General features: G+C 29.8%; 12 protein-coding genes. 3 read left to right on the top strand and 9 right to left on the bottom strand.

Going from position 1 to position 14,772, the window contains the following annotated elements; translation table 11 throughout:
* Together BTO04_RS11500 and rnpA are read right to left on the bottom strand one after the other, a co-directional pair.
* A complete protein-coding gene (locus tag BTO04_RS11500) occupies positions 1-1,632 on the bottom strand; it encodes a S41 family peptidase (protein ID WP_087564633.1) in 1,632 nt (543 codons plus the stop codon).
* Positions 1,619-2,011 carry a ribonuclease P protein component gene (gene rnpA / locus BTO04_RS11495; RefSeq protein ID WP_087564632.1) on the bottom strand — a complete coding sequence of 131 codons (393 nt, stop codon included), beginning with the start codon at positions 2,009-2,011 and terminating at the stop codon, positions 1,619-1,621. The genes BTO04_RS11500 and rnpA overlap by 14 nt, the downstream gene beginning before the upstream one ends.
* Positions 2,012-2,227: 216 nt before the next feature.
* Here rnpA and BTO04_RS11490 point away from each other — a divergent pair, with 216 nt between their 5' ends.
* The 3 genes from BTO04_RS11490 (at position 2,228) to BTO04_RS11485 (ending at position 7,374) form a co-directional block, all read left to right on the top strand.
* The gene (locus tag BTO04_RS11490) at positions 2,228-3,406 is read left to right on the top strand and encodes an acyl-CoA dehydrogenase family protein (RefSeq protein WP_087564631.1); all 1,179 of its coding nucleotides are present in this window, start codon (positions 2,228-2,230) and stop codon (positions 3,404-3,406) included.
* Positions 3,407-3,545: 139 nt separating this feature from the next.
* Positions 3,546-3,785 carry an SGNH/GDSL hydrolase family protein gene (locus tag BTO04_RS15765; RefSeq protein WP_157662487.1) on the top strand — a complete coding sequence of 80 codons (240 nt, stop codon included), beginning with the start codon at positions 3,546-3,548 and terminating at the stop codon, positions 3,783-3,785.
* A gap of 142 nt (positions 3,786-3,927) precedes the next feature.
* The gene (locus tag BTO04_RS11485) at positions 3,928-7,374 is read left to right on the top strand and encodes a hypothetical protein (protein ID WP_087564630.1); all 3,447 of its coding nucleotides are present in this window, start codon (positions 3,928-3,930) and stop codon (positions 7,372-7,374) included.
* 68 nt (positions 7,375-7,442) lie between these two features.
* On the opposite strand, the gene BTO04_RS11480 is transcribed toward BTO04_RS11485, so the two are convergent.
* The 7 genes from BTO04_RS11480 to BTO04_RS11450 form a co-directional block, all read right to left on the bottom strand.
* Complete coding sequence (locus tag BTO04_RS11480) at positions 7,443-8,090, bottom strand: phosphoribosyltransferase (protein ID WP_087564629.1); 648 nt, start codon at positions 8,088-8,090, stop codon at positions 7,443-7,445.
* Positions 8,091-8,094: 4 nt separating this feature from the next.
* On the bottom strand, positions 8,095-8,745 hold the full coding sequence (locus BTO04_RS11475) for a dienelactone hydrolase family protein (protein WP_087564628.1): 651 nt from the start codon (positions 8,743-8,745) through the stop codon (positions 8,095-8,097).
* Positions 8,746-9,203: 458 nt separating this feature from the next.
* Entirely contained in the window at positions 9,204-9,917 is a 714-nt protein-coding gene (locus tag BTO04_RS11470; protein WP_087564627.1) for a M48 family metallopeptidase, read from the bottom strand.
* Between the two features lie 24 nt (positions 9,918-9,941).
* On the bottom strand, positions 9,942-10,787 hold the full coding sequence (locus BTO04_RS11465; RefSeq protein ID WP_087564626.1) for a universal stress protein: 846 nt from the start codon (positions 10,785-10,787) through the stop codon (positions 9,942-9,944).
* Positions 10,788-10,967: 180 nt separating this feature from the next.
* Positions 10,968-11,153 carry a DUF2892 domain-containing protein gene (locus tag BTO04_RS11460; protein WP_087564625.1) on the bottom strand — a complete coding sequence of 62 codons (186 nt, stop codon included), beginning with the start codon at positions 11,151-11,153 and terminating at the stop codon, positions 10,968-10,970.
* 18 nt (positions 11,154-11,171) lie between these two features.
* Positions 11,172-11,477, bottom strand: coding sequence for a hypothetical protein (locus BTO04_RS11455; protein WP_087564624.1), 306 nt, complete (start codon positions 11,475-11,477; stop codon positions 11,172-11,174).
* Between the two features lie 39 nt (positions 11,478-11,516).
* Positions 11,517-14,711 carry an efflux RND transporter permease subunit gene (locus BTO04_RS11450; RefSeq protein ID WP_087564623.1) on the bottom strand — a complete coding sequence of 1,065 codons (3,195 nt, stop codon included), beginning with the start codon at positions 14,709-14,711 and terminating at the stop codon, positions 11,517-11,519.
* Positions 14,712-14,772: the final 61 nt, after the last annotated feature.

Raw genomic sequence — 14,772 nt, 5'->3', positions numbered from 1 at the left:
TTATTGATTAGATAATACTTTAACATATCTATTCTCTTCATTTAACAATTTTACTGCCTCAGATATTACTTTATCGTTTTTTAAATTATGTTTATAAACACCTTCTTTGTAATAATATCTTTTTATAATCTCAGATTTAAGATGTTCTTTTAAAATATCTTTATTTTTAGTTATTTCATCAATTTTATTCTCAAATAATTTTCTTTTTATATGTTCATATTCTTTAGAAACACTGCTTTTTTCTACTGATGAATATGCTTTTTTAAATAATGATTCTTGTTCTGTTTCAAAAGCAGTCTCATCTGCTAAATAATTTATAAACTTCTTAAAATCAACATCTTTAAATTGATAGTTTTCAACATCCTTTATTTTATTATTTTCATAAAAATAATCAGTCGCAAAATTAAAAATAGCTTTTGAAGAAAGTAACTTTTTAGTTGCAGCTGTTCTTTTTGAACTGGCTATAATTACATCTGGTAAAATACCTCCTCCATCAAAAACTTTTCTTCCATTTTCAGTTTTAAAGGCATTAATTCCAGTATCTGAAAATTTAGGCACTTTGCCATTTTTATCTCTGTTTGCATAATCTAATTCTTGAATACATCTTCCACTTGGTGTGTAGTATTTAGAAATTGTTACTTTTAATTGTGTACCATAAGTTAGCTCCCTATAGCGCTGTACAAGCCCTTTACCAAAAGAACGTTGCCCCATAATTACAGCTCTATCATAATCTTGTAAAGATCCACTAACAATTTCTGATGCAGATGCAGAACGTCCATTTACCAAAACCACAATCGGAATTTCTAAATCTAAAGGAGCATTTGTTGTTCTATAAGTATTGCTCCATTTTTTAACTTTTGCCTTTGTAGTTACTATCGTTTTTCCTTTCGGTAAAAAGAAGTTAGAAATATTAATAGACTCCATTAAAGAACCCCCAGGATTTCCTCTTAAATCGAAAACCAGGTTTTTCATACCTTTCTTCTTCAATTCTCTAAACGCTTTTTTCACTTCAGATGAAGCTTTATCATTAAAACGAGTAAGAACAATATAACCTGTTTCCTCATTTATCATCTCAAAAAAAGGAACAGGATTTACAACTATTTTATCTCTTATTAATTCTTTTTTAATAATATTTCCTTGTCGATCAATTTCTACTAAAAGCTTGCTGTTTGGTATTCCTTTTAAAAACATAGAAAGTTGATCTCTTTCCATATTGTTTATTAATTGTCCGTCAACAGAAATAATAATATCACCAATTTTTAACTCCACTTTATCTGCAGAAAAACCTTTATAAACCTCACTAATTACAATTCCTTTTTTGTTGTAAAAAACAGCAACTCCAATACCACCATACTCTCCAGCTCTTCTAATTTTAGCATCTTCAACATCTTGTTCGTTATAAAAATTGGTGTAAGGATCTAAGTCTTTTAGGGTGTTTTTAATGGCTTTGTTTGTAAGTTCAGCAGGGTTTATTTCATCTACATAATACATATTTAACTCTTTAAAAAGTGTATTGTAAATTTCAATTTGTTTTGCTACTTCAAAAAATTTGGATTTAAATGAAAACGATAAAAAAATCGTTGCAACCAATAAAATAACAAGTGTGCTGTTTTTAAAATTAACTCTCTTCATCTTCTTTATTTTTTACATCGTTAATAAATAACGTTAGTAACTTCTCCATTTTAGCATACAACTCTTCATACTTCCATTCTTCTCTACCAATATATGAAATCATAAAAACACAAGGTTTCTCTAAATTATTATATACAATTTCTTTTTGCAAACGATATGTTTCACGCATTAACCTTTTTATTCGGTTTCTATCCGGTGCATTTTTAAAATTCCTCTTAGGAACAGTAACTCCAACTTGTGCAGGAAAATCTGATGTGTGTTCTGTTTGTAAATACATCATTCTAAAAGGGAAAGCTTTAACAGAAATTCCTTCTTTATAAAGTCTTTCTATTATTTTCTTACTTTTTAAACGTTCTTGTTTTCCTAAAGTATTCTTCATTATTACAAACTTAACAGAAAAGATCAACTTTTAAGTCTTTCTGTTGATGAACTTCAATAAATTTTTAATAATATTACTTCTATAAAAGTGAAAATATATTTTTACAAAAAAGGGAAAGTTTCAAAAACAATTATTAAATTTGATTTAAAATTACATTTTTCCCAAAAAAAGGAAACATAAATTTAGAATTACATAATTTTAATAAAGAAAAAAACAATGAAAGCAGATTTATTTCAAGCCCCAGATTATTATCAAATAGATGATTTACTTTCAGAAGAACATAAATTAGTAAGAGATGCTGCCAGAGATTGGGTAAAACGTGATGTTTCTCCAATTATTGAAGAATATGCGCAACGTGCAGAATTCCCAAAACAAATTATTGGTGGATTAGCAGAAATTGGTGCTTTTGGCCCATATATTCCAGAAGAATATGGAGGCGCAGGTTTAGACCAAATTTCTTATGGTTTAATTATGCAAGAAATTGAACGTGGAGATTCTGGTGTCCGTTCTACTGCTTCTGTTCAATCTTCTTTGGTTATGTATCCTATTTATAAATACGGAAACGAAGAACAACGTAAAAAATATTTACCAAAACTGGCTTCTGGCGAATGGATGGGATGTTTTGGTTTAACAGAACCAAATCATGGTTCTAACCCAAGTGGAATGGAAACTAAGTTTAAAGATATGGGAGATCATTACCTTTTAAACGGTGCAAAAATGTGGATTTCTAATGCGCCTTTTGCACAAGTGGCTGTAGTTTGGGCCAAAAATGAAGAAGGAAGAATCCATGGCTTAATTGTAGAACGTGGAATGGAAGGTTTTTCTACTCCAGAAACGCATAATAAATGGTCGCTTCGTGCTTCTGCAACTGGAGAATTAATTTTTGATAATGTAAAAGTGCCAAAAGAAAATTTATTACCTAATAAATCTGGACTTGGAGCTCCTTTAGGTTGCTTAGATTCTGCTCGTTTTGGAATTGCTTGGGGAGCAATTGGCGCTGCAATGGATTGTTATGATACTGCTTTAAGATATTCTAAAGAAAGAATTCAGTTTGGAAAACCTATTGGACAATTTCAATTACAACAAAAAAAATTGGCAGAAATGATTACCGAAATTACCAAAGCACAATTGTTAGCTTGGAGATTAGGAACTTTAAAAAATGAAGGAAAAGCAACTTCTGGTCAAATTTCTATGGCAAAACGTAATAATGTAGATATGGCAATAAAAATTGCTAGAGAAGCAAGACAAATGTTAGGCGGAATGGGAATTACAGGAGAATATTCTATTATGCGTCATATGATGAATTTAGAAAGTGTTATTACATATGAAGGCACACATGATGTACATTTATTAATTACTGGCTTAGATATAACTGGTTTAAATGCATTTAAATAACAGTAGCAAACTGTTTTTGGTATTTCTTTTAAATTCCTTGAAGCAAAGTAATTGAATAATTATCTAATGTAACCAGTGTAATAGAGTCAGAAAATCTAACTTTAGATTACAATTACAACCTTATTAATTAAAGTTAACTATCAATTTAGGAAAAGAAAATTCAACAATTTCTGAAGCAATAAAAAAGTATAATGATTTTGCAAAGTTATTCTTTAATAAAAATAACATAACTTTTTTAAACATTACTGATATCACTCAACAAGGATTAGCAAATCCTACATTAGTTGCAAGTGATGGTCTTCACCCTTCTAAGGAAGCGTATTCTAAATTTGTAGAAAGACTTGTTCCAATCGTTTTAGAAAAATTAGGTTTAAAATAGAACCTTTTATTTTGTCTTTTTTCAATACAATACTCAATCGTATTCGTAAATTATGTTGGAGAACATGACATTCGTCAGTCTTTTCACTTTACTCTTGTTTTAATTTTGTCTTAGAAAACTATACTAACAACATCTAAACACTATGCAAGAATCAAGAAAAGACACTGTTCAATTTATTAACTTACAATTAGCTTCATTAGGGCAGCCAACTTTTAAAGACAAACCAGAAAGTGCTGACAAATTTTTAGATCCTAAGTTTGAAGAATTAACAACAGGACTTATAAGAAGTCTTCAGGCAAAATCAAGATTATTATCTAATCATCATTCTCCTGTAGATACAAGAATTCAAGATTTTATAGATGATTATCTAAAAGATGTTTTAATAAATAAATCTTTGGTTTTGCCTAACAACACATTAATTCTATCTAAAAAAGGACAAGCTAGAGAAGTTAGTTTACCACCAGATGGTGATACTTTTAAAAGTGATTTAGTTACAACAAACAGAGTAAAACAAGGAATTTTAAACAATCCTTTAAACGATAAAAGAACTACAAAAGGTACTTTTCATATTGTTGAAGGTCCTTTACCAGTTCCATTAGATAAATTTGAAGTACCAAAAATAGTATTTGCAAATCTTTTAAGTGCAGCTTTTAATCCTTCTGATGATTTAAAAACGTTACCATTTACTTCAAATCAAGAAGAACAAGCCAAAGTAATGGTTTCTACATTAATGAGACCAATAGTATGCCCAGAAGTAAAAGGTGTTATCTCAGAAAAATCTTTAGAAGTCCGATTTTTTGTTCCTGGAAATTTAGTAAGTAATTTAGATTTTGTTGAATCTATTTTTGGAAATGCAGGAGATCCTAACTTGGCACAAAATGATGCTGCTTTAGACACAGAACATTGGACAGGTCATACGGGGTGCATCATTTTAGCTCCCCAATTAAAAGACTTAAAAAAGAAAGATCTTGGTTTACCTCATTTTGATGATGCTACAGAACGTCAGAAAAAAGACGGAATGTGTTGGAAAGATGAAAATGATCTTTATAACAATGGTGGAGCATTTAAAATAACGTGTAGAGATGACCGCGGTGTTGTGATTACTTTAATTGCAGATAATTATTATGGGTATTCTAAAAAAGAAATTAAAACTCAAATTAGCTATTCTGCTAACTTATTTGGTTTAGTAGAAGAAGAACATGCTGGTGGTGCAATTGCATTTGCAAGAAGAGTTATGGGTGATACTTTAGATGGTAGAGACTATTCTGAATTCCATAATTTTCAGCATACTTTTGAAGGTGTAAAGCAACTTTTAGGGAATACAATTGATGTAAAACCAGAAAACTACGCTATAGATAAAAAATACCCAAATATTATTTATATTCCAGAGTTTGCATATGTAAACATCAATACAAATAGTATTACTTGGATGCACCATAGTAAAGAGCAAAAATTAACGTTGTCTCCTTTTAAAACGTATGTGCACCCAACAGGTAATAAATTCAAATTAGAAAAACATAAATCGATAGATTTATGGAGAATTGTAGATACGTTTGCAGAAGGAGTTTTCTGTCATAAACCGTGTACCGTTTCTGGTGGTGGAAAATCTGAAATTTCTAAATCGATGCAAAATGCGATTACATATAGTAATTTTAACATTCAGAATATAGATGAAGATTTCAAAAAGGCAGATGAAATTATAGAATATGTTTACTCTAATCGTTGGAAAATTAAAGATCCGAAGAGACCACTATCAAGATCGTTTTTAAGTGAAAAAAGATCCTTAAGTTCTGCCGTGAAATTATTAATTCCTTCTGAACATAATTCAGATGAATTTAATTCATTTTTAGATGGAATTCCTGTTCATATTCGTTCTTTAGTCTTATTTGTAAAACGTTTATACAGACAAGCTCACGGTGAGTTAAACTGGAAAGAGTATATGTCTGTAGAAATTATCAACGGAAAAAAAGGTACCGGACTTTTACATAATAACACGCCTGTTGTTGGTAGTTATGTTCGTGTTGGATTCAACGAAAAAGGAAATTGGATGTTGAATAAATTACGTTCAGACTTTTCTCCTTGTGAAAAAATACAAACTGAAGATGATATTACTGCTTCTATAACAATACCTAGAAATAGATTAAAAAACTTAAACCCTGAGTTTTCAAATAAAAGTTTGAAAATTCTTACCAATTGTGAAGCTCACTTGTTTCAAAGACCTGATGAAGCTGTTGTAAGAGGGTATGACAAAGGTGCTGAATTAGATTTAATTTCTGACGGAAGATTTTTAACAAACTATGAGTTACTTAAAAAAGAAGATGCTATTGTTTTATATGAAGACACTATCAACTTTGACAAATACACGCAACCCGTAAAAGATTTTATTGAAAGCATTGTAAAAAGTGATAAAGAAGAAGAATTTTTTGTTGTGCCTTCGCATACAAGAATTGTAAATGGGGAACCTACAAAAAACCCTCGTTATTTAGAGCCTAATAAAGTTATTACTGAAACTGAAGATACTTATTTAGCTAATTTAGGTATTCGTTTAGTAAGAAAAATGGAATTAAACGATCCTTTAAATCACGTTGTAAATGCGGTTTTACCAGGAAGAAGAAATAATCCTGTAGACAAAGCTAATGGCATTAGACCTTTGGCTGTTTATAACCCTATTCATTACCAAGAAGCTCCAGAATTGTTTATGGATTTCATTTGTAGTTTAACAGGTAAATCACCATCAACAACAGGTGCAGGTTCTGAAGGAGCTTTAACAAAAGCACCATTTAATATGCTAACGCCAACAACCGATTTAAACAATGCGTTGTTATCACATATTTTAACTGAATCTAATGGTTTTAGCACTGCAGCTGGTTATATTGGTGCAGAAAATAAAATTGACCATGATGTAAGTTTATTAATTCCTGAAATTTGGGCAAGATTAGAGCCAGTTGATAGAGATCCAAAAGCTTTAATTGCAAATGGTTCTTTAGAAAAAATAGAAGATTTTGAATTCGAAGGAGAAACTATTTTAGCCAGTAGGTTAGGCTATAGAATTACTAAAAAGTTCTCTTACAGATGTATGAATAGAATTTTTGATGAGCCTACTGCTGTTTTTAGTGACAGAATGTTAAAACCAGAATTACAAGGCTTAAGCGATTATGTAGATGGTATTAAAAACATTACTGAAGCGCAACAAAAAGTTGCATTAAACTATTTTGAAGATGGTAGTATAAAAGCTGCAATTCCGCCTTTAAAAGTACTATTAAACATTATGGCTTATGGTAATTACGAAGGAAAAGATATTAGTGATTCTGAATTACGTAAACTATTTAATAGAGACTATGTTGTTAATAGCGATTGGTACAAAGAAAGATTAGCTCTAAAACAACAGAAAGATATTGCCTTTTATGGAAAACAAATAAAATATTTAGAAGATTTTATTTCAAACCCAAGAAACAATACTTTAGTTTTAGAAATGGATATTAATGGTCGTTTAGAAAGTTTAAAACAATTTTATAAAGAAGTAAATTCTGAAAATTATTTAGAGAATTTAAATGGAACTATTGGATTAGACCCTTTATCTAGAAAGTAAATATAAAAGAAGCTAATTTTAGAATACTATAAGGGAATCAATTAAAATTGATTCCCTTTTTTTTGTGCTTATTGCAGCATTTTTTTTAAGGTACTATTGGCTTCTTCTAACAAATAAATTGCCTCATTATCACTAACTTCATTAAAATCGTCATAATAATTTCCTACCGCATTAAAATCATACGGTTGTTCAAGACAAATAACTTCATCTAAATAAGGAGAACGTTTTAGTTTTTGAATTGCTGATGGTGGAGCAACTGGAACTGCAACAATTATTTTAGCAGGATTTTCATTTTGAACTAATTCTATTGTAACCAAAATAGTATTACCTGTAGCAATACCGTCATCAACAATAATTACAGTTTTGCCTTTAAGGTTTTGAGGAGAAACATTTGTATAAAATTTTTGAAGTCTCTTTTTTAAAGTTTCTCGAACGCTATCTATTTCGCTAATAAGATATTCTTCTGAAACACTTTCAGAACCATAACCTAAAACAGAATTTTTTAAACTTACAGCACCTATTGCATATTCTTTGTTAGTAGGATGTCCAATTTTCTTTGTTAAAACAATATCTAAAGGTACATTTAACTCTTTTGAAATTACATAACCTAAAGGAAGACCTCCTCTAGGAATGGCTAAAACAACAACATTTTTATCTTTTAAATGAATTAATTTTTTTACAAGTAATTCTGCAGCCTCAATTCTATCTCTAAACATCTTTTTAATTCTTTAAATATTTACTAAACCAATCTATTGTTAGTTTCGTTACTTCTTCTAGTTTTCCATATTCTTCAAATAGATGTGATGCTTCTTGAACAATTTCAAGTTGCTTTTCACATTTTAATTTATTGTATGCCATACGATTTAGTTCAATTACAACAGCATCCAAACCCCCAACTATAAAAAGTGTAGGCGATTTTATCTTACTTAAATCGTTACCTGCAAGATCTGTTCTTCCGCCTCTTGAAACAACAGCCTTTATTGAATTCCCAAAAAATACTGCAGCTTTTAAGGCGGATGCACTTCCTGTACTTGCTCCAAAATACCCAATATCATTAATTGATGAAGTTGAATAATTATTTTTAAGCCATTGGGTAACTTTAATTAATCTTTTAGTTAATAAAACAATATCAAATCTCTTTTCATAAAGAGAATCTTCTCTTTCAGTTAACAAATCGAAAAGTAATGTTGCAAATCTTTTTTCATTAAGTAAGTTGGCAACAAAATTATTTCTTGGACTCAAATGACTGCTTCCACTTCCATGAGAAAAAACTACAATTCCTCTTACGTTTTCAGGAATTGTTAAAATTCCTTTAAGCCTGACATCACCTAAATCAATTTCTACTTTTTGGGTTGCTTCAATCAGTTTCATCTCTAAGATTTTATGATAAAATTACATATCTAAAACTGCATTTGAAATGACATTTATCATTAATAATCAGCAGATTGCAAAAAATAAGTTTTATAGAACAGCAATTTTATTGTGAAAAAAATTATGAATTTATATTGAAAACAGGTAAAATAAGGAAGGTTAATTGTGTTGGAAGTTTTTCTGAAAAAAGACAACTTAACTGCTTTAAAAGAAAAATTAATTGAGGGTAATTATGAAGCAAACAAAAATCTAAAAAAATATTAATATCACTAATAAAAAAACCAAAAAAATCCATGCACACCAGCACTAAAAAGAAAAAATATTAGAACTAAAATAATCGTTAAGAAAAGTACTGAATGAGCAGCTCTAATGGTAAAAAGATAAACTCCTAATACTAATGAAACATCATTGTTGTGTATAATTATTTTTTTTACCACAGTACTTTGTTGTGTGGCGTTTTATTTCTTTTTTCGTTTACATTCCCTTTGTAAATCTTTTGTATATGCCTCTATAATAATTTGACCTCCTAATGATTTACATTCATCATAATACTTCCAAGCATTATTACAATCACCTTTAGTCAAATATAGTATTGATAGCTTAAATGTTGTTTGTTGGTAAGACGCATCGAGGTTATAAGATTTAGACATATACGTCATGGCAGAATCCAATTTAATCATTGCCTTTTCTTTATCTGTTGGTATTAAAGCAGCGTGTTGCCACATAAAATAAGTACCATAATCAGTCAAAATACGTGTGTTATCAGGGGTGATTTTAAGTCCTTCTTCATACTGTTCTTTTGCTTTTTCGTATTGTCCTAAAGACATATAGATTGCGCCAAATCCCCAGTAAATATCTGTATTGGTTGAGTCAAGCACGTAGGCTTGATTAAATCTGTACATTGCCGTTTTTATATCATTTTTATATAAAAATTGAAAACCTAAATTTATGAAACGATTAGACGCTTTTTTAAGAGAGGAATCATGTTTAAGCATAGTTTCTATCAATATTTTATCAGCCTCTTTTTGCTTTTTAGTTTTTTCCACATTACCATATTTTGGTAGTAATCTAATGTCTGTTTTAGATTCCAATTCCCATTTTTCCCAAGATGTTTGTTGCGAAAAAACAGTTAATGATAATAATACCAATAAGCCTGTTAAAATATCTTTCATTTTTTTTGGTTTCAAACAATCTTATTATAACCAATTTTCATTAAAACTCATTAAAGGAATAGTACTTGAGGTCTCCATTTTTTTTACTAAATCTACATGAAAAAGCGTTTTCATAATACCTTTTGAGTTTCGTTCCAACATTGTTACCATATCCGCATTTTCATCCGCTAAATACTTTTTTAAAGTACTAAAAATAGTATTAGAGTAAATTATATCAGTATCAATCTTATTGTATTTAATTTTTTCTTTTAACAACTCTAAAAACCAAGCTGTTTTCTTTTCTACTTCTTTGTCATGATCTGAAGAAATATGAACTATTTTTATGTTAGCATCATAAGACTTGGCAATATTTACTAAATCGTAAATTGCACAAATATCATTCTCTTCAAAATCTGATGCGTAAACAATTGTATTAATACTTTTTATATTGTGCTCTTTTGGTATTGTTAATACAGGGCAAGGTGCTTTTTCTATAAGTTGTTTTGACGTGTTTCCTAAAAGAAGTTCTTTAAACATCTTTTCACTTTTTGTACCTGTAATTATCAAATCTGCCTCTAGTTTTTTTGCTTTTTTAATAATTCCATTTACAATAGACTTATTTTCAATAGCTTCAAAACAGATATCTAGCGCATCTAAATCACCTTCATAATGTTTATTACAAAATTTAATCAATTTATTTTGTTGCGTTATGTAAGTCTTTTCTTCAAGATTGGTATAGGGTTCTTTTAGTTCTTTATCAAAAATTGTAGGAAAATCAAAAACATGAATTACAAACAAACTCGTATTTAATTTTTTACTTAAACTAATCGCATATTTTAATGCAGAAATTGCATTTACTGAATAATCAGTTGCGTGTAATATTTTTTTCATCTTATCACAATTTTATTACATTAATAGCTCAAATTTAATATTCTTAAAGGAATTGTAAAATGACAATTATCATTAAGGTAGGTTTATTTAAGGCATCATATTATAAAAAAAACCCCCAGGCTACAAAGTATATTTTGTAGTCTGGGTGCTGTTTTAATTTAAAATCTTATCTATAAAAAATTACTTTTTAACTCCTAATTTTATTAAAATAGTTTCCAATAAACACCATTTTGTAAATGCAGATTGAATCATATTTAAACCAATAAATACAGTAAACCACATCCAATTTTCATTCACATATACTGTTAATACAACACTTAATAAAATAAACGCACCTACTAAAACTCTAAAATATTTATTTAACATTTTTACTAATTTTTAAATTTATATAAATCTTTCTACAGGAACAACAATCGCTTTAATCGGATTATTTGTTTCCAAATTATTATTGAATTCTTTAATTATATTGAATAAATCATCAATTTTTTCCTTACTAGTAAATGAGAAAAACATAATAGATTCGTTCCCTCCTTTTCCGGCAGAAAACCAATTAGAAGCCATTAATAATGAAGGTACATTTTTATACCCATCAATATCTGAACTGCTAAAGTTTTCAATATTTGCTTTTTTGAAGATTTTCAAAACCTCTTTCTGAAACTCTTCTACTGCTGTAACTAATACTAATTTCATAATTTTTTATTTTAATGTCCGTTCGAGCGCAGTCGATAATTATTTATAATTTTTCTTCTCTATCATATAATAGACCAATGGCACAACCAATAAAGTTAATACCGTTGAAACAATTGTACCACCCATTAAAGAAATTGCTAATCCTTGAAAAATTGGATCAAATAGAATTACAAATGCTCCAATTACAACGGTACCTGCAGTTAATAAAATTGGTGTAGTTCTAACTGCACCCGCTTCAATTGCTGCTTGTTTTAATGGAATTCCGTCTGCTAATCTTAAATTGATAAAATCGATTAATAAAACAGAATTTCTCACCATAATTCCTGCTAATGCAATCATTCCAATAAATGATGTTGCAGTAAAAAATGCCCCCATAATCCAGTGTCCTAAAATTATCCCTATCAATGATAACGGTATGGCAACCATCATTACAATTGGTGCTTTAAAGTTTTGAAACCATCCTACAATCAAAATATAAATCAAGATAATAGCTCCTAAAAAGGCGATTCCTAAATCTCTAAATACTTCTAAGGTAATTTGCCATTCTCCATCCCATTTAACAGTATAATCATCTTCAAAATCTGGCTGCCCTAAATACATTTCATTTAACTTATAACCTTCTGGAAGTTTAATTTCTTTCAACTTTTCTTCCATTCCTAAAATTGCATATGCAGGACTTTCTAGTTCTCCAGCCATATCTGCAACTACATAAACAACACGTTTTTGGTTTTTTCTATAAATACTTTTTGCCGCAATCGTTTCTTTAATTTCAACTAAATCTGCAATAGGAACCATGTTTCCAAGTTTCGATTTTACTTTTAATTGAGAAATATCAGAAATTGTAGATTTCTCTTTTTCAGCTAAACTCAAAACCAAACCAACTTGATTTACAGCATTTTCATCATATAAATTTGTGATTGCACTGTTAGATAAAGCCATATTCATTGTATATGCAATTTGCTGCGGTGCAACTCCATACAACATTGCTTTTTCTTTGTTTATTACAAATTGATATTCTATTTGATCATTTTCAACCATCCAATCTACATCTACTACATCTGCTGTGTTTTTAAGAATACCCTGAACTTGATTTGCTATTTTCATTTGCTCACTATAATCTGGCCCATAAACTTCAGCAACAATTGTTGACATTACTGGTGGTCCAGGAGGAACTTCTACCAACTTTACATTTGCATTGTATTTTGCTGCTATTTTCTGAATTTCTGGCCTTAATAATTTTGCAATTCCATGACTTTGAATATCTCGTTCACCTTTATCAATCAAATTAACTTGAATATCGGCCATATTACTTCCACCACGTAAATCATAATGACGCACTAAACCGTTAAAAGTTATGGGAGCAGAAGTACCAATATAATTCTGATAATTCATTACTTCTGGCCTTGTAGATAAGTACTGAGCAATTTCTTGTGTAACAACTGCTGTACGTTCTAATGTTGTGCCTTCTGGCATATCTATTACAACTTGAAATTCATTTTTATTATCAAAAGGTAACATTTTAACTGCAACAGATTTTGTAAAAAATAAAACCATTGTTGCCATTAAAACAATAAAAGTCCCTCCTAAAAAAGCCCATCTTCTCGTTTTATTTTCTAATAAAGGTCTTTCAAATTTGTTATAAATTTTATAAATAAGCGTTTCTTCTAATGGTTTTTCAGGTTTTTGTGCTGCTCCTTTTTTATCTTTTTCTCTTAAGAAAATATATCCTAAATAAGGGGTTATTGTTAATGCTACAAATAATGACAAAATCATTGCAATAGAAGCTCCAATTGGCATTGGTGCCATATAAGGACCCATTAAACCAGATACAAAAGCCATTGGTAAAACGGAAGCTATTACTGTAAATGTTGCTAAAATTGTTGGGTTACCAACTTCGTTAATTGCATATAAAGCAGCTTGTTTAAAAGGCAAGCGTTTCATTTTAAAATGCCTGTGCATATTTTCTGCAATTATAATAGAATCATCAACCACAATACCGGTTACAAATACTAAAGCAAAAAGCGTAATTCTATTCAACGTATAATCTAACATATAGTAACTCAACAATGTTAAAGCAAACGTAATGGGTACGGACAAAAACACAACCAATCCACCACGCCAACCCATCGCTAACATTACTACTAAAGTAACAGCAAAAATAGAACCTATAAGGTGTAACAGTAATTCTGACACTTTATGTGAAGCTGTTTCTCCGTAATTTCTGGTAACTTCTACATGAACATCATCTGGTATTAAAGTTGTTCTTAAATGCGCTACTCTATCAAGAATAACCTCAGCAATTTTCATAGCATCTGCACCTTTTCTTTTGGCTACAGAAATTGTTACTGCTGGATATTCAGATTTGTACGTTTGAGATTTACCACTTGCTTGTCCAAAACCTAAAGACACGTATTTTTGTGGCACTTCTGGTCCATCAATAATTGTAGCAATTTGTTTTAAATAAATAGGTTGATTTTGTTGTACACCAACTACCAAATTCTCAACATCTTTTGCAGAAGCTAAAAAATTACCCGTATTTACAAGAAATTCTGTGTCATTTTTATCAAAACTACCAGCACTTAATTGCGTATTATTGGCTTTGATCATTTCTGAAACCGACAAGAAATCTAACCCACTAGCAGCTAATTTATCCTTATCTAAAACCACACGTAATTGTCTGTTTCTTCCACCAATTTTATGCGTAATAGAAACATCATTTACTTTCTTAATTTCAGTTTCTAATTCTTCCGCCATTTGGCTTAATTGGTAATCATTGTAGTTTTCACTCCACAACGTTAAACCCAACATTGGCACATCATCAATAGCACGTGTTTTAACCAACGGAAACGTAACACCTTTTGGCATTTGATCCATATGTTTATTAATTTCATTGTATAATTTCACAAACGAGCGCTCAATATCTTCACCCACATAAAACTGTACAATTACCATTGCTTTTTCCTTCATAGAAGTAGAATACACATACTCTACACCTTTAATATTAGAAATTAATTTCTCTAAAGGTTTTACAACTCTAGACTCAACTTCTGTAGGACTTGCACCTGGGTAACCAACAAAAATATCTGCAATTGGCACATCAATTTGTGGCTCTTCTTCACGTGGTATTAAAAAAGAACTATACACACCAACAACCATAAATACGATCATTAAAAGTATAGTAAGCTTTGATCCTATAAAGACTTTTGCTATTTTTCCTGCTAAACCTTCTTTCATTTTTTTATCTTTTTTTTGGCGTTTTAACAGGCTATCCGTTGCAATCTTTTTTATTTACTGA

Source organism: Polaribacter sp. SA4-10 (assembly GCF_002163835.1).
GTDB lineage: Bacteria > Bacteroidota > Bacteroidia > Flavobacteriales > Flavobacteriaceae > Polaribacter.
The sequence above is the reverse complement of the archived record's forward strand: the minus strand, read 5'-3'. Positions and strand labels throughout refer to the sequence as shown.